Below are 18967 nucleotides of genomic sequence, written 5' to 3'. Positions count from 1 at the left end.
GGCAATCATGTTTGATTTGACGCAGAAAAACGCGCTGGTCACGGGCGCATCAGGTGGGATCGGGGCAGAGATTGCCCGGCAATTGCACGCAAGCGGTGCAACGGTGGGCCTGTCGGGCACGCGGATTGATCCGCTGCAGGCGCTGGCTGCCGAGCTGGGGGATCGGGCGCATGTGCTGCCCTGCAATCTCAGCGATATGGCCGCCGTGGACGCGTTGCCGAAGCAGGCGGCTGAGGCCATGGGGTCGGTGGATATTCTGGTCAACAACGCCGGGATCACGCGTGATAATCTGTTCATGCGGATGTCGGATGACGAATGGCAATCGGTGCTCGACGTGAACCTCACCGCGACGTTCAAGCTCTGCAAGGGCGTGATGCGCGGCATGATGAAGGCGCGCTGGGGCCGGATTGTGAATATCTCTTCGGTGGTTGGGGCAACCGGCAATCCCGGTCAGGCCAATTATGCCGCCTCCAAGGCCGGGATGGTCGGCATGTCCAAAAGCCTGGCCTATGAGGTCGCGAGCCGCGGGATCACGGTAAATGCTGTCGCACCGGGCTTTATCGAGACGGCGATGACCGACAAGCTGACCGACGATCAAAAGTCTGGAATCATGGGGCAAATTCCCGCCGGGCGGATGGGGACACCATCGGAAATCAGCAGCGCCGTGCTCTATCTGGCAAGCCCCGAGGCTGGCTATGTTACCGGTACCACCTTGCATGTGAACGGCGGTATGGCCATGTTGTAGGTCAGATTTGCGCCTCCCGTAAAGAGTGTGCACAATGCGTTTGCCATTCAGGCCGCTTGTGCTAAAGGGGGCGCAGTTTTTGACCCTGCATGCGACCTGTCGCATGTGGACCCGTCTGAGACAGCGCGATGGTTTTTGCGCCTGACCGGACAGAGCCGCCCCTTTTGGGGCAAACGTTTTCCGACCTCGACAGAGCCGAGGCGGGGGGCAACCGAAAGGGGCCAGTTTGGCCCGAACGAATGAGGGACTATTATGAGCGACATCGCAGATCGCGTTAAGAAAATCGTTGTGGAGCACCTGGGTGTGGAAGAGGACAAAGTGGCTGAGAATGCTTCGTTCATCGACGACCTTGGCGCAGACAGCCTTGACACCGTTGAGCTGGTGATGGCCTTCGAAGAAGAATTCGGCATCGAAATCCCCGATGATGCAGCCGAAACCATTCAGACGTTTGGCGACGCGGTAAAGTTCATTACCGAAGCCTCCTGACAGCTGCCGGGTTTGGCCCGGTTCTGCTAAATCAAAGGCGTCTTTCCGCGAGGAAAGGCGCTTTTTGCTGTCCGGAGTTCGCTCAGGGGTTGAATTGCGTGCCGGAGTTGCGCAATTCTTTGGCCAGAGGGCGCAAAGCCCCGTCTTCAGAGCAGAGGCAGCGAAATGTCGCGCACCATACCGACGATTAACACGTCACGATTGACCCTGCGCGGCATGCGGGCAGAGGATTTCAACCGGTTTGCCGAGATCTGGGCGATGCCGGAAGTTGTCGAGCACATCAATGGCGCGCCCTGGCCGCGCAGCAAGGCCTGGGCGGCCTTCCTGCGGCATGCCGGGCACTGGCAGATCACCGGATTTGGCCAATGGGCGATTCACCGCCACCGGGAGCCTGACATGTCGGGGCAGGTCGGGTTTTTCTATGCCAAGCGGGACCTGGGTGAGGATTTCGACGCCTATCCCGAGGCCGGCTGGGTGCTGGCACCAGAGGCGCACGGTCAGGGGTTCGGCATCGAGGCGGTGCGCGCGGCGCATGACTGGTTTGACCGCGTGGTAACGGGGCAGCTGGTCTGCATGATCGCGCCGGAACACGAAGCATCGTTGCGCATTGCGCAAGCCGTTGGCTATGAGTTTCTGCGCGATACGGAATATGAAGGAAGTGCCGCACGCCTGATGGTGCGCAAAGGCCCCCCGCAATAGCAACGGCATGACCATGACAAGACGGTGTGCTCTTGCACAAAAACCGCGCAACGCTGTATGGGGGGGAACGGAATTGGAAGGGGCATTGCGATGCGCAGAGTAGTTGTCACAGGTCTGGGCCTGGTTACACCGCTGGCAGATGGGGTTGAGGCGAGTTGGTCTCGGATTCTCGACGGTCAGTCGGGAGCGGGTCCGATCACGGGGTTCGACCCCAGCAAGCTGGTCACGCAATACGCCTGCGAAGTGCCATTGGGCGATGGGTCGGACGGTACGTTCAACGCAGACACCTACATGGCGCCAAAAGATCAGCGCAAGGTGGATACCTTTATCCTCTTTGGTCTTGCCGCCGCGCAACAGGCCGTGGAAGACGCGGGCTGGCAGCCGGAAGATACCGAAAGCCTTGAGCGCACCGGCGTTCTGATCGGGTCCGGCATCGGCGGGCTGAACTCCATTGCGAACACCGCAATCATGATGAATGAAAAAGGCCCGCGCCGGGTCTCGCCGTTCTTTGTGCCGGGGGCGCTGATCAACCTGATTTCGGGTCAGGTCTCGATCAAATACGGCTTCAAAGGGCCGAACCATTCGGTGGTGACGGCCTGCTCGACGGGCGCGCATGCGATTGGCGATGCCAGCCGTCTGATTGCCTTTGGCGACGCGGATGTGATGATCGCGGGCGGGGCGGAAGCGGCGATCTGCGAGATCGGTATTGCCGGGTTCAATGCCTGCAAGGCGCTGAGCACCAAACGCGGAGATGATCCGCAAAAGGCCAGCCGTCCTTATGACGAAGACCGCGACGGCTTTGTCATGGGCGAAGGCGCCGGGATTGTGGTGCTGGAGGAATACGAACACGCCAAGGCACGTGGTGCGAAGATCTATGCCGAGGTGTTGGGCTACGGTCTGTCGGGTGATGCCTATCACATCACGGCCCCGTCCGAGGACGGCGAGGGCGGTGAGCGGGCCATGCGCAATGCGCTTCGTAACGCGGGTCTGGAGCCCAGCGAGGTGGATTACATCAACGCGCATGGCACGTCGACGATGGCGGATACGATTGAACTGGGCGCGGTGGAGCGCCTGATGGGCGATCATGCCAGCAAGGTCACCATGTCTTCGACCAAATCGGCGACAGGGCATTTGCTGGGCGCTGCCGGGGCGATCGAGGCCATCTTCTCGATCCTGGCGATCCGCGATCAGGTGGCGCCGCCGACGATCAACCTCGATAATCCGGCTGTGGAAACGGCCATTGATCTGGCGCCGAATGCCAAGCGCGAACGTGAAGTGAACGTGGCGCTTTCGAACTCCTTTGGCTTTGGCGGCACAAATGCCAGTGTGATTTTTGGGAAAACCAGCTGATGTGGCGACATATCGCGTCTAACGCGGTGACAATGCTGATTGTTTTGCTCTTCCTGATGGGCGGGGTGATCCTGTGGGGCAAGGGGCAGTATGATGCGGCCGGCCCCTTGGAGCAGGCGATTTGTTTGCAGGTGCCCAGCGGCACCAACATGCGCCGCGTGAGCGTCGATTTGGAAGAGCAGGGCGCGGTGAGCTCATCCACCATTTTCCGGATGGGCGCGGATTACTCCGAAAAAACCAGCCAGTTGAAAGCGGGCAGCTATCTGGTCGATCCCGGGGCGTCCATGGCGCAGATCGTTGATATTGTGACCCGTGGTGGTGCAAGCACCTGCGGCACCGAGGTGGTGTACCGGATCGGGGTCAACCGTCTGGGCGTTCAGGTGCGTGAGCTGGATCCGGAAACGAACCGTTTTGCCGAACGCGCAAGTTTCAACCCCGCGGAAGAAGAGACGCCGGAGATCTATGCTGAGAAAAAGGCACAAGCGGATACGCGGTTCCGGATCGCATTGGCGGAAGGCGTGACCAGCTGGCAGGTGGTCGAGAGCCTGAAATCGATGGATGTGCTGGAAGGGTCGGTCGCGGAATTGCCACCTGAGGGATCGTTAGCGCCAGACAGTTATGAGGTGCGTCCGGGGGATGACCGCGCGGCGATTGTCGAGCGGATGCAGAGCGCACAGGAATTGCGGGTGGCCGAGGCCTGGCAGAACCGGGATGAGGGTCTGCCGGTGCAGACGCCGGAAGAACTGCTGGTGCTGGCGTCGATCATCGAAAAGGAAACTGGTGTGGCCGAAGAGCGCGGCCAGGTGGCCAGCGTCTTTGTGAACCGGCTCAATCGCGGGATGCGGCTGCAAACCGACCCGACGGTCATTTATGGCGTGACCAAGGGGCAGGGCGTGTTGGGGCGCGGGTTGCGGCAGAGCGAGCTGCGCGCGGCAACACCGTGGAACACCTATGTGATCGAAGGCTTGCCGCCCACGCCGATTGCCAATCCGGGCACGGCAAGCCTTGAGGCTGCCGCACAACCGTTGGAGACTAACTATGTGTTCTTTGTTGCGGACGGCACGGGCGGCCATGCCTTCGCGGAAACGCTGGATGAGCACAATCGGAACGTCGCGAAATGGCGGCAGATTGAGGCGGATCGCGCCAATCAATCAACAGACAACTAGGCCGGAACAATCGCTAGTTTAGCACATGACAGACGGGCGTTTTACCTTTCCTGCAGTATTTTCAAATACCGTTTAACGTGTGTTTGAATTAGGAATTTGTTAATGGCACCGTACGGTTAGCATTTTCGCTTGGTCGGAATTGTCTTGACTTTGCGAACGGTTACACGTATAACTTGTGACATGCTAGAAGAAGTGGGCAGGCGACCCCGGGAGTGATCCCGTTGGGTCGTTTTTTCGTTTCTCTCGTGCGGAGACTACGCGCATGAGAGGTAGAGACCTGAATGACCTTAATCACCCCAGAGCTCGTAGAGTCGCAAACCGAAGACCTTTTGAACTCGGTCATCGGATCCATCAAAGATTTGCGGAAAGAACTAGAAGACCTCAAAGAACGGGTCCGCGAAACTGATGGTGCAGTGACAGCGCAGGGCACCAAGACCGTGACACAAGCCGTGTCGCTTTTGGAGACTTGCCAGAAAGTGGAGAACCGCCTTGTCGAATGCCGCAGCAAACACGCAGGTATCGTCCGTGGGGGCTATGCCCTCGATCTCGAAAGAGCACGGGCTTCGATTGGGTGCAAGCTGGCTCGGCTCCGCTGCACACGACCTACAGGAACAATTTCTGAATGACCTTAACGAGGGAGAGCTTCTGGCTCTCCCTTATTTGTTTGAGTTTTGGGCAATGGAGCATCAGTTGCCGCCGGAGGGAGACTGGCGGTCCTGGGTGATCATGGGCGGGCGCGGGGCGGGGAAGACCCGCGCAGGCGCAGAATGGGTGCGCGCACAGGTCGAAGGATCGAGACCGACAGACGAGGGGCGCGCACGGCGCGTGGCCCTGGTGGGAGAAACCTTCGATCAGGTGCGTGAAGTGATGATTTTTGGCGACAGCGGCATTCTGGCCTGCTCGCCACCCGACCGCAGGCCGGTCTGGGAGGCAGGAAGAAAGCGGCTCGTGTGGCCCAATGGCGCGATTGCCTCCGTGCATTCGGCTTTTGATCCCGAGGGCCTGAGAGGGCCGCAGTTCGATGCGGCCTGGGTGGATGAGTTGGCGAAGTGGAAGAAGGCCGAGGACACCTGGGACATGTTGCAGTTTGCCCTGCGGCTTGGAGACAAACCGCAGGTCTGTGTAACCACAACGCCGCGCAATGTTGGCGTATTGAAAGCCCTGCTCAAGTCACCCTCGACAGTGATCACGCAGGCCCCGACCGAAGCCAATGCGGCCAATCTGGCCGCCTCGTTTCTGGAAGAGGTGCGGGAGAGATACAAGGGTACACGGCTGGGCCGACAGGAGTTGGACGGCGTGTTGCTGGAAGACGCGGAGGGCGCGCTTTGGACCTCCGCAGGCCTGGAGGCCTGCCGGGTGCGCGAGACACCGGAGCTTGACCGGATCGTCGTTGCGATTGACCCGGCCACCACGGGTGGCTCTGCCGCGGACGAATGCGGCATTGTCGTTGCCGGCGTCAAGATGGGCGGCGCCCCACAGGATTGGCGTGCCGTGGTGCTGGCCGATTGTACGGTTGCAGGCGCATCGCCTGCGGGCTGGGCGCAGGCGGCGATTTCGGCGATGGAGCAATACGGCGCGGATCGTTTGGTGGCTGAAGTGAACCAGGGCGGGCAGATGGTCGCAGAGGTGTTGCGCCAGGTTGACCCGCTGGTGCCCTACAAGGGGGTGCATGCCAGCCGGGGCAAAGTCGCACGGGCCGAACCCGTCGCGGCGCTCTATGAGCAGGGGCGCGTGCGCCATATGCTGGGGCTGGATGGTCTCGAGGATCAGATGTGCCGCATGACATTGCAGGGGTATGAGGGCAAGGGATCGCCGGACCGGGTCGATGCCCTTGTCTGGGCCCTGCACGAATTGATGATTGAGCCTGCCGCGACGTGGCGGGCACCCCGGGTACGCTCGCTTTAAGCGACCCGGGCTGAGGGACTTACCGACAAACGAGGCGATGGGATCGGACCCGCGCGGCAGTGTATCTGGCGCGGGCTGCTTTGACGCGCTCAGAAGATTAATCGAGGAGCAAACGACATGGTTTTTGACTTTCTAAAGCGCGGTGTGCCGATGGAGGCGCCAGAGCAGAAGGCGAGCGCCACCGGGCCTGTCGTGGCCTACCAATCTTCGGGGCGCGTGGCGTGGAGCCCGCGGGATGCGGTGTCGCTGACGCGCACGGGCTTTTCCGGCAATCCGGTGGGGTTCCGGTCGGTCAAACTGATTGCCGAGGCCGCAGCCGCCTTGCCGCTGGTGTTGCAGGACAGCGAACAGCGCTTTGAGGTCCATCCGCTGATCAATCTGGTGTCGCGGCCCAACCCGATGCAGGGTCGGGCGGAATTGCTCGAAGCGCTCTATGCACAGTTGCTGCTCACCGGCAACGGATATGTCGAAGCCGTGTCCGGCGAAGCGGCGCTGCCTGTGGAGTTGCACGTGCTGCGGTCGGACCGGATGAGCGTGGTGCCCGGCAGCGATGGCTGGCCGATCGCCTATGAATATGCGGTGGGCGGGCGCAAGCACCGCTTTGACGCCACCGGGCCGGTCGCGCCGGTCTGCCATATCAAGAGCTTCCACCCCCAGGATGATCACTACGGTTTCAGCCCGATGCAGGCGGCGGCCATGGCGGTGGATGTGCATAACTCCGCCAGCCGCTGGTCGAAAGCGCTGCTGGACAATGCCGCGCGCCCGTCGGGTGCCATCGTCTACCGGGGTGCCGAAGGGCAAGGCTCCATGAACACGGATCAATACGAACGTCTGGTCAGCGAGATGGAGAGCCATCATCAGGGCGCGCGCAATGCCGGGCGTCCGATGCTGCTCGAAGGCGGGCTGGACTGGAAGCCCATGGGCTTTTCGCCCTCCGACATGGAATTTCAGAAGACGAAGGAGGCCGCGGCAAGAGAAATCGCGCTGGCCTTTGGCGTGCCGCCGATGCTGTTGGGCATTCAGGGCGATGCGACCTATGCCAATTATCAGGAAGCGCATCGGGCATTTTATCGCTTGACCGTATTGCCACTGGCCACGCGGGTCACGGCGGCGCTGTCCAATTGGATCGCGGCCTATACCGGTGAGCAACTGGCGTTGAAACCGGACCTGGATCAGGTGCCGGCCTTGGCCGCTGAGCGGGACGCCCAGTGGAGCCGCGTCGCAGGGGCGGACTTTCTGACCCAGGCCGAAAAGCGCGCGCTTTTGGGGTTGCCCGCGGTGAGCCCCGATGAGTGATGCCGGCCTGGAGCGGTTTGAATGTGCCCCGGGCCTGCGCCTGCAGGCGCATGAACGCGTTGCCCAGATCCAGCACGACAATCTGATCCGACGGCTCGACCGGGTCGAGGAGATGATGGAGCGGCTGGAGAAACGCCTGTGGCTCACCGTCTACGGGATCGTCGCGATGATCCTGGGGCAAGCGCTGCAATCGGTGCTGGTGGCGGTGCCATGAGTGCGCGGACAGACATAACAACAATGAGGAGTGAGGCCATGGATATCGAGACCGGGCTGGAGCGCAAATTCGCCCGTTTCGGCGAGGCGCTGGAAGTCGAAGACGGGTGCGTGATCAGCGGCTATGCGAGCCTTTTCGGCGCGATTGATCAGGGCAATGACGTGGTCGAGCCGGGCGCCTATGCGGCGTCTTTGGCCGCGCTGAGCGCCAAGGGCACCAAGGTCAAGATGCTGTGGCAGCATGACCCGACCCAGCCCATCGGGATCTGGGACGAGGTGCGCGAGGACACACGGGGTCTCTGGGTCAAGGGGCGGTTGCTGGAGAGCGTCACCAAGGGCCGGGAAGCCGCCGCGTTGATCGAAGCGGGCGCGATTGACGGGTTGTCGATCGGGTACCGGACCAAGAAAGCCACCAAGAACACCAAGGGCCAAAGGCTCTTGCAGGAACTGGAGCTTTGGGAGGTGTCGCTGGTGACCTTCCCGATGCTTCCCAGTGCGCGGGTTGCGGGCAAATCGGAGGATACCGATCTTGACCGCCATTTGCGTGACATGGCCGCCGTCTTTGCAGGCGCGCGCGCTGATCTGGCGCGCCGCTAACGCGCACCTGTCGTCCCGGTCGCATGGGAGGTTCCATGCGGCCCTAACATCACATCATCGAGGAACTGCCAATGAGCAAGACCGAAGCAAAGGCGGCGGGCGGGGAAGGTTTGTCCCCCGCTGAGGACGTCAGACAGGCCGTGACCGGCTTTGTCACTGATTTCAAGAGTTTCCAAACCGACATCGAGACCAAACTTCAACAAACAGAAGAGCGACTGACCATGCTGGACCGTAAAACACACACCCCCCAACGCAGCCCCCTTGGCGGTGCCACAGATGCTGGCGCACCGCACCAGAAGGCGTTCAACGCTTACCTGCGTTCGGGCGATGACGATGGGCTGCGCGGCCTTGAGATGGACGTGAAGTCTCTCTCCACCGCGGTGAATTCCGATGGCGGGTACCTGGTGGATCCACAGACGTCGGACACCGTGAAATCGGTTCTGAATGCGACCGCCTCGATCCGTTCCATCGCCGCCGTGGTGAACGTGGAAGCGACCTCCTATGACGTGCTGGTCGATCACACGGATGTGGGCGCCGGTTGGGCAACGGAAACAGGTTCCACAGTTGAAACTGACACGCCGCAGCTTGACCGCATCACCATTGGTTTGCACGAATTGAGCGCATTGCCAAAAGCGTCCCAGCGTCTGCTGGACGACAGCGCATTCGACATCGAGACGTGGTTGGCCAGCCGCATTGCCGACAAGTTCGCCCGTGCAGAGGCCGCAGCCTTTGTGAATGGTGACGGCACCGACAAGCCCATGGGCTTCCTGAGCCACGCGTCGGTCGACAATGACGTCTGGGCCTGGGGCAACCTTGGTTATGTCCCAACGGGTATCGCAGGCGATGTATCGGCAGAAGCGATCATCGATCTGGTCTACGCGCTGGGGGCGGAGTACCGCGCCAACGCGACCTTCGTGATGAACTCCAAGACAGCCGGTCTTGTGCGCAAGCTGAAAGACAACGATGGCCGCTTCCTGTGGTCCGACGGTCTGGCGGCAGCCGAGCCTGCGCGCCTGATGGGTTATCCGGTGCTGATCGCCGAAGACATGCCGGATGCGGCCACCGACGCCAATGCCATCGCATTTGGCGACTTCGCAACCGGCTACACCATCGCCGAGCGTCCCGACCTGCGGGTTCTGCGCGACCCCTTCAGCGCCAAGCCGCATGTTCTGTTCTATGCGACCAAGCGTGTGGGTGGTGATGTCAGCGATTTTGCCGCGATCAAACTGCTGAAATTCGGCACTTCCTAAACCGGGGTGTTGAAACCGGGGCCGGGGGTTTCACCCCGGGCTTCGGGCCGGGTGCGTGCGTGAACGTTTGTGTTGTCTAGCTGCTCCCCTCCGACCGAGCAATACAGATGGGCGCGCGCCCGGTTCCTCTTAAGGTGGGGAGCAATTTTTTGGAGACATTCCATGATGTTGATCGAAGAGACGACGGTGCCGGATGCTGCACTTCCAGTCGATGAATTCAAAGCGCATCTGCGGCTGGGCACCAGCTTCGGTCAGGATAGCGCGCAGGATGAGGTGCTGGCCGGGTTCTTGCGAGCGTCAATGGCCGCTGTTGAGGCCCGCACCGGAAAAGTATTGATGACGCGACCGTTCAGCTGGTCTTTGACCTTCTGGCGCGATCGCGATGCACAGGTTCTGCCGGTTGCCCCGATTTCCGCGCTGTCGCGATTGTCGACCGTAGCGCGTGATGGCACCCAGGTTGAGATTGATGCAGGACAGTATTGGCTGGAACGCGACAGTCAGCGCCCGCGGCTGCGGTCTGTTGGCGCCTGCCTGCCGGTGATCCCGCAGGGTGGGTCCGCCGTGGTGGAATTCGAGGCTGGCTACGGTCCGACCTGGGATGTTTTGCCTGCTGATCTGCGTCAGGCCGTGCTGCTGCTGGCCGCACATTACTACGAATACCGGCATGAGACCTCGCTGAGCGATGGATGTATGCCCTTTGGTGTCAGCAGCCTGATCGAGCGCTACAAGGTGCTGCGCCTGGGCGCGGGGTCGGTGCGATGAAGACGCCTCGCCTGAACCGGCAGTTGGTGCTGGAAGACCCGCAGAAGGTCCCCGATGGGGCCGGTGGCTATGTCGAGGTTTGGCAGGCGTTGGGCACACTCTGGGCGCAGGTCACAGCGCGTACCGGGCGCGAGACCGCGCTCTCGGGCGCGCCAATCTCGTCGATGAGCTACCGGATCATGGTGCGCGGTGCCCCGCACGGCGCGCCTGACCGCCCAAAGCCGGAACAGCGGTTTCGTGATGGTGCTCGGTTTTTCGTCATTCAAGCTGTGGCGGATGAAGATGCGGATGGCCGCTACATCACCTGCTTTGCCACCGAGGAGACAGCGGTATGAGCTACGCCATGTCGGGCGCGCTACAGGCCGCCATTTTCGATGCCCTCACCAATGATGCTGCCGTGACCGCGCTGGTTGGAAACAATGTCTACGACGCCGTGCCGAGCGGTAATCTGCCGGAGACCTACGTCAGCCTCGGGCGGGAACAAGCGCGTGATGCGTCCGACCAGACGGGCGATGGGGCGCTGCATACCATCGATATTTCGGTGATCACCACGCAACCCGGTTTTGCCGGGGCAAAGGCGGTTGCAGGGGCGATTTCAGACGCGTTGCAGGATGCCGATTTGCCGTTAAGCCGCGGGCGGCTTGTCTATCTGCGGTTCCAGCGCGCCGAAGCACGGCGCATCGACAAAAACGCTGGTCGCGAGATCCGGATGCGGTTTCGCGCGCGGGTCGAAGACGAATAACTTTTTGATTTCAAACAGGAGATAACCCATGGGTGCTCAGAACGGAAAAGACCTTTTGATCAAGGTCGACATGACGGACAGTGGTTCGTTCACCACGCTTGCGGGTCTGCGCGCCACGCGGGTGAGCTTCAATGCCGAAACCATCGATGTGACCAGCCTGGAGAGTCAGGGCGGGTGGCGCGAGCTGCTGTCGGGCGCCGGTGTGCGGTCGGTGTCAATCAGCGGCTCGGGCGTGTTCCGCGACGCCGATACCGACGAGCGCGCGCGGCAGTTATTTTTTGACGGTGAAGCGCCGAATTTCCAGATTGTAATCCCGGATTTCGGCATTGTCGAGGGACCGTTTCAGGTGACGTCGATCGAATACGGCGGCAGCCACAACGGCGAGGCGACCTATGAATTGTCTCTGGCCAGCGCCGGGTCGCTGACCTTCACGGCGATCTGATCATGGCAAATCCCTGGAGGGGCGATGTGGCCTTGCGCATCAATGGGGAAACCCAGGTGATGCGGTTGACGCTGGGGGCGATTGCCGAGTTGGAGGCTGAGCTGGAGTCTCAGTCGCTGATGGCGATGGTCGAACGCTTTGAGAGCAGCAATTTTACCAGTCAGGATGTTCTGGCGCTGCTTCGTGCGGGATTGCGCGGCGGCAAATGCGATGTATCCGACGATGCACTTTATCACGCGGATATCGAAGGCGGGCCGTTGGCTGCGGCCCGTGCGGCGGCAGAATTGCTGGCGCGGGCCTTCACGGTGCCTGACGCATGAGCAGGTTGGACTGGCCCGCCCTGATGAAAGTCGGGTTGCGGGGATTGCGGTTGTCGCCCGAAGCGTTTTGGGCGCTGACCCCCGCTGAATTTCAACTGATGCTGGACGAGCCAGGAAAGACGGGGCCGCTGCTGAGCACTGGCCTTGACGCGCTGATGGCGGCCTACCCGGACAATGAGAATAAGGACGAGGGCGATGATGGATGAAGGCTTTGACGATTTTGAGCAACGCGCCGATGACCTGAACGATACGCTGGCACAGACCAGTGTGCTGGTGACTGGTTTTGACAGCGAACTGCGGCGGATGAAGACCTCGCTCGAAGCAACGGGACGGGATATCGCCGTCCTGGAGAAAGGGCTGAGCCGCGGGCTGCGTCGTGCTTTCGACGGGGTGGTTTTTGATGGGTTGAACCTGTCAGACGCGCTGTCAAAGCTCACCGAGAGCCTGGCAAATACCGCCTATAACGCTGCGATCACACCAGTGACCAATCAGGTGGGCGGGCTGCTGGCGCAGGGCGTTGATGGGCTGATTGGCAGCGTTTTGCCTTTCGCCGATGGCGCGCCCTTCAGCCAGGGCCGCGTGATGCCCTTTGCAACCGGTGGCATCGTCAGCGGTGCAACACCCTTTGGGATGCGCGGCGGCATGGGCATCATGGGGGAGGCTGGACCAGAGGCCATCATGCCGCTTGCACGGGGTCCCGATGGCAAGTTGGGCGTGCGCGGCGCAGGCGGCGGTGGCAGCACCGTTGTGATGAACATCAGCACCCCGGACGTTCAGGGGTTCCAGCGCAGCCAGGGCCAGATCGCGGCCCAGATGTCACGCGCCCTGGGGCGCGGGCAACGCAATCGCTAAATTGAGGGGAGCAAAGCAATGCAATTCCATGAAGTCAGGTTTCCGGCCACATTGAGCTTTGGCTCCGTTGGCGGGCCCGAGCGGCGCACCGATGTCGTCACAATCAGCAATGGGTACGAGGAGCGTAACGCGCCTTGGGCGCATTCACGCAGACGGTATGACGCCGGCATGGGCATGCGCTCGCTCGATGATATCGAGACGTTGATCGCGTTTTTCGAGGCGCGGTTTGGCCAGCTTTTTGCATTCCGCTGGAAAGACTGGTCGGATTATCGTTCGTCAAAGCCCTCGCAGGACATCACCGCCTTTGACCAGACGTTAGGCGCCGGAGATGGTGTGCAAACCACATTCTCGATGATCAAGACCTATCAGTCCGGCACATACGAGTATGTGCGTCCGATCAGCAAACCCGTTTCGGGGACGATCCAGGTGGGCGTCGCCGGCGCCGCCCTGCAGGAAACCATCGACTACACGGTGGATCTGACAAGCGGAGAGATCACTTTTGTGCAGGCGCCCGGTGTCGGAGAAGCCGTGACAGCGGGGTTTGAATTTGACGTGCCGGTGCGTTTCGATACCGACCGCATCCAGACCAGCATTGCAAGCTTCAAGGCGGGCGAAGTGCCCAATGTGCCGATTGTCGAGGTGCGGGTCTGATGGCGGGAATGGATGCGGGGCTGCAGGCCCATCTTGAGGGCGGCCTTACCACGGTTGCACACGCTTGGGCGATCACGCGGAAAGACGGTGTGGTGCTTGGGTTTACCGATCATGACCGGGAACTGGCGTTTGAGGGCGTGACGTTTCGGGCTGATACCGGCTTGAGCGCGGTATCCCTGGCGCAGAGCACAGGCCTGTCTGTTGACAACACCGAAGCGCTTGGTGCTTTGAGCGATCTGTCCATCCGGGAAGATGAAATCGAGCAGGGCCGGTTTGATGAGGCCGAAGTGCGCGCCTGGCTGGTGAACTGGAAAGATGTCAGTCAGCGGTGGTTGCAATTTCGTGGCACCATTGGCGAGTTGCGCCGCGCCGATGGGGGCTTTCAAGCCGAACTACGCGGATTGACGGAGGTGTTAAACCGTCCCTTGGGTCGGGTTTATCAAAAACCCTGCACCGCCGTGTTGGGCGATCCGAGCTGCGGCGTGAATTTGACCGCCCCCGAATATTCCATTGAACTTACAATCGATCAGGTCTCGCAGGCGCGGGTCTTTCGGTGGGAATTCTTTGACGGTTTCGACAACGGCTGGTTCGCGCGGGGACGCATGGAGGTACTCTCCGGCTCCGCAAAAGGTTTGTGGGGCATGGTCAAGCAGGACCGCTATGAAGGTTCCACGCGCGTGATCGAACTCTGGGAGCCCATTCGCAGTCCGTTGGAGGCGGGAACAATCGTACGCCTCACGGCAGGCTGTGACAAACGCAGCGAAACCTGTCGGGTCAAATTTGCGAACCTGCCGAATTTCCAAGGATTCCCGGATGTTCCCGGGGAAGATTGGATGCTGGCAGTGCCGAAATCGACAGGTGCCAATACGGGCGGGAGCCGCAGATGACCCCGATGCAGGAGCAGATCGTCACCGAGGCCCGAGACTGGATTGGGACACCCTATGTTCACCAGTCTGCGGTAAAAGGGGCGGGCACCGATTGCCTGGGATTGCTGCGCGGTATTTGGCGCACGCTACATGGGTCCGAGCCTGAGGAAATTCCAGCGTATTCGATGGATTGGTCGGAACCTCAGGGCGAAGAACGGCTGTGGACGGCGGCGCTCCGTCACCTGCGACCCAAGCCATTGGAGGATGAGGCGGTGGGCGATGTGCTACTGTTTCGGATGCGCGACAGCGCGGTTGCCAAACATCTGGGGGTGGCCGGGCGATTGGGCGATCACGCCAGTTTTATCCATGCCTATTCAAAACATGGCGTCATCGAAAGCTCGCTGAGCCTTCCGTGGCGCCGCCGCATCGTGGCGCGGTTCACATTCCCTGAGGAGGCCAGCTGATGGCAACGATAGTTCTTTCTGCGGCCGGCGCAGCGATTGGCGGCTCCATTGGCGGTACGGTTGCCGGGCTCTCCACAGCGGTGATTGGCCGCGCGGTTGGTGCAACAATTGGCCGGGTCATTGACCAGAAGCTGTTAGGACAAGGCTCCGAGGTTGTCGAAACCGGACGTGTTGACCGTTTTCGGATCTCCAGCGTTGGGGAAGGTGAGGCACTGGCACAGATCTACGGGCGGATGCGCCTTGGTGGGCAGGTGATCTGGGCGTCTGATTTTGCCGAAACCGTGACCGTTTCCGGGGGCGGCGGAGGTGGCGGCAAAGGTGCGCCCAGCCAGCCGCAGACGCAGACGCGCAGCTATTCCTATTCTGTGAATCTGGCCGTTGCGATTTGCGAAGGTCAGATCACCAAGATCGGACGTATTTGGGCCAACGGCGAAGAAATTGCGCCGGATGATCTGAACCTGCGTGTCTACAAGGGGACGCCGAACCAATTGCCCGATCCTGTGATCGAAGCGATCGAAGGCACCGGCGCAACCCCTGCCTACCGCGGTACGGCCTATGTGGTCTTTGAAAACCTTGCGCTGGAACGCTTTGGCAACCGCGTGCCCCAATTCTCATTCGAAGTGTCGCGGCCGGAACAGCTGGATGAAGAAGACGCAGATCTCGCTCTGACCTATGCGGTGCGCAGCGTGGCGCTTATCCCCGGCACCGGTGAGTATTCACTTGCGACAACGCCGGTGCATTACACCAGCGGGCCGGGAAGCCGTTGGAGCGCGAATGTTAACACGCCCAACGAAAAGACCGACTTCAAGGTGTCTCTCGACAACCTGGTGGACGATCTACCCAATTGTGAAGGGGTCTCGCTGGTTGTCTCATGGTTCGGTAATGATCTGCGCTGTGGGTCCTGCCGCGTGCGTCCCAGAGTGGAAAAAAAGCAATTCGATGGGGAGAATATGCCCTGGTCGGTTTCTGGCCTGACGCGGGCGGCGGCACAGGCAATGCCAACTGTCGATGGGCGTCCGATCTATGGTGGTACCCCGACCGATTTGTCTGTGGTTCAGGCCATCCGAGCGATGAATGCAGCTGGCAAAAAGGTTATGTTTTATCCCTTCATCCTGATGGATCAGCTGAGCACGAACACGCTGCCCAACCCCTATGCGCCGGACGAGACGCAGCCACGGCTGCCCTGGCGCGGCAGGATCACGCTGTCGGTTGCGCCGGGTGTTAATGGCTCGCCTGATGGTACGGCAACCGCGGACACCGAGGTGAATGCATTCTTTGGCAGCGCGACCGCCGCAGATTTTTCGACCTCGGGATTTTCAGTGAATTATAGCGGTCCAAATGAATGGACGCTTTCCCGTTTCGTGCTGCACTATGCGGCCTTGTGCAAAGCCGCGGGCGGCGTTGAGGCCTTTTGCATCAGTTCCGAAATGCGGGGCCTGACCCAGATCAGGGGCGCCGGGAATACCTTCGTAGCGGTGCAGCGGTTGCGCGCGCTTGCTGGTCAGGTACGTGCAATTCTGGGATCGGGTACGAAGATCAGCTATGCGGCGGACTGGAGCGAGTATTTTGGGTATCAGCCACAAGACGGCTCCGATGACAGATACTTCCACCTTGATCCACTCTGGGCAGATTCCAACATCGATTTCATCGGCATCGACAACTACATGCCAATGTCCGATTGGCGCGAAGGGGATGCGCATCTGGATGCGGATGTCGGATCGATTTATGACCTCGACTATCTGAAGAGTAATATCGCGGGCGGTGAGGGATATGACTGGTTTTATGCCTCCGAAGACGCAGCTGAAAACCAGATCCGTACCCCGATCGAGGACGGCGCCCACGACGAACCATGGGTTTTCCGGTATAAGGATCTTAAAAACTGGTGGTCCAATCCGCATCACGAGCGCATTGGAGGTGTCAGATCCGCCAACCCAACGCAATGGGTGCCTGAGTCAAAACCATTTTGGTTTACCGAGATGGGGTGTGCATCAATCGACAAGGGTACAAACCAGCCGAATAAGTTCCTTGATCTGAAATCTTCCGAAAGCAGCCTTCCCAACTACTCTAACGGCGCGCGAGACGACTTTATTCAAGCGCAATATCTGCGCGCTATGGTTTCGTTCTGGGGTGATACGGAAAACAACCCGGTCTCTGCTACCTATGGCGCGCCTATGGTGAACATGAGCCGCGCCTTTGTCTGGGCGTGGGATGCGCGACCCTATCCTTATTTCCCGAATAATTCGGGGCTTTGGAGCGATGCCGAGAACTACTCTCGTGGACACTGGATCAACGGTCGAACGTCGGCGCGCTCGCTGGCTTCGGTGGTGGGGGAAATCTGCACAAAGGCCGGTTTGACGAATTACGACACCAGCCAGCTTTACGGCACTGTCCGCGGCTACATGGTTAATGACGTCAATGATGCCCGCGCTTCGTTGCAGCCGCTTATGTTGCGGTATTCATTTGATGCTGTTGAACGGGACGGTCTGCTGAGCTTCAAGATGCGGCAAGGACAAAACGCGATCACGCTTGATCGTGATGTTCTGGCTCTGAGCGAAGAATTGGACGGATCGGTCGAACAATCCCGGTCCGCTCAGGCGGAAATGGCCGGGCGTGTCAGGCTGCGTTTTGTCCAGGCGGATGCGGAATTCGATGTGCTTGCGGAAGAGGCGGTGCTGGCAGATGAACGTACCCACTCGGTTTCTACATCGGAAATCCCGATTGCCTTGACGCGCGGTGAAGGGCGGCAGACTGCGGAACGGTGGCTGACCGAAGCCCGCGTAGCGCGTGAAGCGATCAGGTTCGCCTTGCCGCCGTCTTGTTTGACGATGGGGGCTGGTGACGTGGTCGAAATGCTGGGGGACCAGACTGAGGGCCGCGCGCTTTATCGCATTGACAGGGTGGAGCAGGGGATGCTGCAGCTTGTTGAAGCGGTTCGTATTGAACCCGATGTCTATACATCTGCCGAGATGATTGATGATTTGCCAAGCCCGCGCGCCTTTGTGCCGCCGGTACCGGTCTCATCCCTGTTTCTGGATTTGCCGCTGATTACCGGGGATGAAGTACCACATGCACCGCACGTCGCGGCAACAGCTAGCCCGTGGCCCGGATCGGTGGCCGTCTATCAGTCGCCAAGTGACAGCGATTTTCGGTTGATCAGCCAGGTGGCGGCAAAATCCGTCATAGGCACTACGCAAAGCCCAATGTATGCCGCACCTGCGGGCCGCTTGGATCACGGTGCGCCGTTGGAGGTTAAACTGATCAGCGGTTCCCTGAGTTCAATGGTGATGAATGCCATGCTGAGTGGCGCAAATCTTGCGGCGATCGGCGACGGCAGCCCTGGCAACTGGGAACTCTTTCAATTCGGTGAAGCAGAACTCATCGATACCAACACATATCGCTTGAGTGCACGCTTGAGAGGCCAGTTGGGCAGTGATGGCTTGATGCCGGATCAATGGCCCACGGGATCATGGTTTGTGCTTCTCAATGGTTTGCCGGAACAAATCGATCTGAGCCGCAATCTGCGTCGGGTATCGCAAACCTATCGCGTTGGGCCGGCGCGACGCCCAGTGGACGATCAATCTTTTGAACAACAGAATTATGCTTTTGACGGGAACGGTGAGCGACCTTACGCACCCGTCCATCTGCGCGCGGATCTGGAGGCGAATGGCGATCTCTCTGCATCCTGGGTCCGGCGCACGCGTGTGGACGGCGACAGCTGGGACGTGCCGGAGGTGCCGCTTGCGGAGGAGACCGAAAGCTATCTGGTTCGGGTTCTTAAAAACGGGGAAACCATCCGTGAGCAGATCGTGTCAGAGGCAGCATGGCAGTACCCCGCGACGCAGCAAATGGTAGATGGGCTTGCGACGCCTTTCGAGATCGAAGTGGCGCAGATTTCGGCCGTCTATGGCGTGGGTCTTTCACGTAAACTGGAAGTTGCGGCTTGAGACGTCGACTTTGGTCGGCCTCACATCATGTATTTTCCTTTTTTATCATTTGCTTAAACGGCAATCTGATTGGGCCGTTTTGTCCTCGTTTGCACCGTTGACCCCCCAGCTCGAAGCGAAAGCTGCGCGGATTTTTCCGCCGGCTTTCGCTCATCAACATCCGAAATGTAGTCCATCACAGGTTTGCGTTTGGTTTTTAGATACTAGATAAAGTAAA

Annotated in this window: 22 protein-coding genes; all 22 read left to right on the top strand. The window is 60.2% G+C overall.

The genetic code is table 11. The annotated features are described in order from the left end of the window. The first annotated feature begins 7 nt into the window (after positions 1-7). Positions 8-745 carry a 3-oxoacyl-ACP reductase FabG gene (gene fabG / locus Q1A63_RS08405; protein WP_298971428.1) on the top strand — a complete coding sequence of 246 codons (738 nt, stop codon included), beginning with the start codon at positions 8-10 and terminating at the stop codon, positions 743-745. Positions 746-997: 252 nt separating this feature from the next. Further along, positions 998-1231 carry an acyl carrier protein gene (locus Q1A63_RS08400; RefSeq protein WP_035247318.1) on the top strand — a complete coding sequence of 78 codons (234 nt, stop codon included), beginning with the start codon at positions 998-1000 and terminating at the stop codon, positions 1229-1231. Positions 1232-1396: 165 nt separating this feature from the next. Next, a complete protein-coding gene (locus Q1A63_RS08395) occupies positions 1397-1930 on the top strand; it encodes a GNAT family N-acetyltransferase (RefSeq protein WP_298971436.1) in 534 nt (177 codons plus the stop codon). A 90-nt stretch (positions 1931-2020) separates the two neighbouring features. Continuing rightward, positions 2021-3280 (top strand): beta-ketoacyl-ACP synthase II, encoded by a 1260-nt coding sequence (fabF, locus tag Q1A63_RS08390; protein WP_298971437.1) that lies wholly within the window; start codon positions 2021-2023, stop codon positions 3278-3280. After that, complete coding sequence (gene mltG, locus Q1A63_RS08385; RefSeq protein ID WP_299631199.1) at positions 3280-4446, top strand: endolytic transglycosylase MltG; 1167 nt, start codon at positions 3280-3282, stop codon at positions 4444-4446. Before fabF ends, mltG begins: the two co-directional genes overlap by 1 nt. Before the next feature lie 281 nt (positions 4447-4727). Beyond that, the gene (locus tag Q1A63_RS08380; RefSeq protein ID WP_298971439.1) at positions 4728-5072 is read left to right on the top strand and encodes a hypothetical protein; all 345 of its coding nucleotides are present in this window, start codon (positions 4728-4730) and stop codon (positions 5070-5072) included. Between the two features lie 52 nt (positions 5073-5124). Then, positions 5125-6351, top strand: coding sequence for a terminase family protein (locus tag Q1A63_RS08375; protein WP_299631198.1), 1227 nt, complete (start codon positions 5125-5127; stop codon positions 6349-6351). A gap of 117 nt (positions 6352-6468) precedes the next feature. Next, positions 6469-7647, top strand: coding sequence for a phage portal protein (locus tag Q1A63_RS08370; protein ID WP_298971442.1), 1179 nt, complete (start codon positions 6469-6471; stop codon positions 7645-7647). Next, positions 7640-7861, top strand: a complete 222-nt coding sequence (locus Q1A63_RS08365) for a hypothetical protein (RefSeq protein WP_298971444.1) — start codon at positions 7640-7642, stop codon at positions 7859-7861. Before Q1A63_RS08370 ends, Q1A63_RS08365 begins: the two co-directional genes overlap by 8 nt. Before the next feature lie 38 nt (positions 7862-7899). Next, a complete protein-coding gene (locus Q1A63_RS08360) occupies positions 7900-8457 on the top strand; it encodes an HK97 family phage prohead protease (protein WP_299408951.1) in 558 nt (185 codons plus the stop codon). A gap of 71 nt (positions 8458-8528) precedes the next feature. Then, complete coding sequence (locus Q1A63_RS08355; RefSeq protein ID WP_299408954.1) at positions 8529-9707, top strand: phage major capsid protein; 1179 nt, start codon at positions 8529-8531, stop codon at positions 9705-9707. A 162-nt stretch (positions 9708-9869) separates the two neighbouring features. Beyond that, a complete protein-coding gene (locus Q1A63_RS08350; RefSeq protein ID WP_299408956.1) occupies positions 9870-10469 on the top strand; it encodes a head-tail connector protein in 600 nt (199 codons plus the stop codon). After that, positions 10466-10804: a head-tail adaptor protein gene (locus tag Q1A63_RS08345; protein WP_298971452.1), complete on the top strand. Its 339-nt coding sequence runs from the start codon at positions 10466-10468 to the stop codon at positions 10802-10804. Before Q1A63_RS08350 ends, Q1A63_RS08345 begins: the two co-directional genes overlap by 4 nt. After that, positions 10801-11211, top strand: coding sequence for a DUF3168 domain-containing protein (locus tag Q1A63_RS08340; RefSeq protein ID WP_299631197.1), 411 nt, complete (start codon positions 10801-10803; stop codon positions 11209-11211). Before Q1A63_RS08345 ends, Q1A63_RS08340 begins: the two co-directional genes overlap by 4 nt. Before the next feature lie 28 nt (positions 11212-11239). Beyond that, positions 11240-11653, top strand: coding sequence for a phage major tail protein, TP901-1 family (locus Q1A63_RS08335; protein WP_299631196.1), 414 nt, complete (start codon positions 11240-11242; stop codon positions 11651-11653). Between the two features lie 2 nt (positions 11654-11655). Next, entirely contained in the window at positions 11656-11973 is a 318-nt protein-coding gene (locus Q1A63_RS08330; RefSeq protein WP_299631195.1) for a gene transfer agent family protein, read from the top strand. Then, a complete protein-coding gene (locus tag Q1A63_RS08325) occupies positions 11970-12179 on the top strand; it encodes a rcc01693 family protein (protein WP_298971460.1) in 210 nt (69 codons plus the stop codon). The genes Q1A63_RS08330 and Q1A63_RS08325 overlap by 4 nt, the downstream gene beginning before the upstream one ends. Then, the gene (locus Q1A63_RS08320; protein ID WP_298971462.1) at positions 12169-12825 is read left to right on the top strand and encodes a phage tail tape measure protein; all 657 of its coding nucleotides are present in this window, start codon (positions 12169-12171) and stop codon (positions 12823-12825) included. Before Q1A63_RS08325 ends, Q1A63_RS08320 begins: the two co-directional genes overlap by 11 nt. A gap of 18 nt (positions 12826-12843) precedes the next feature. Further along, a complete protein-coding gene (locus Q1A63_RS08315) occupies positions 12844-13476 on the top strand; it encodes a DUF2460 domain-containing protein (protein WP_298971463.1) in 633 nt (210 codons plus the stop codon). Further along, positions 13476-14363 carry a DUF2163 domain-containing protein gene (locus Q1A63_RS08310; RefSeq protein WP_299631194.1) on the top strand — a complete coding sequence of 296 codons (888 nt, stop codon included), beginning with the start codon at positions 13476-13478 and terminating at the stop codon, positions 14361-14363. Before Q1A63_RS08315 ends, Q1A63_RS08310 begins: the two co-directional genes overlap by 1 nt. Continuing rightward, on the top strand, positions 14360-14806 hold the full coding sequence (locus Q1A63_RS08305; protein WP_298971466.1) for a peptidase: 447 nt from the start codon (positions 14360-14362) through the stop codon (positions 14804-14806). Before Q1A63_RS08310 ends, Q1A63_RS08305 begins: the two co-directional genes overlap by 4 nt. After that, positions 14806-18750 (top strand): glycoside hydrolase/phage tail family protein, encoded by a 3945-nt coding sequence (locus Q1A63_RS08300; RefSeq protein ID WP_298971470.1) that lies wholly within the window; start codon positions 14806-14808, stop codon positions 18748-18750. Before Q1A63_RS08305 ends, Q1A63_RS08300 begins: the two co-directional genes overlap by 1 nt. Positions 18751-18967 lie beyond the last annotated feature (217 nt).

The sequence above is a fragment of the uncultured Roseobacter sp. genome (assembly GCF_947499265.1).
Taxonomy (GTDB): domain Bacteria; phylum Pseudomonadota; class Alphaproteobacteria; order Rhodobacterales; family Rhodobacteraceae; genus Roseobacter.
The sequence above is the reverse complement of the archived record's forward strand: the minus strand, read 5'-3'. Positions and strand labels throughout refer to the sequence as shown.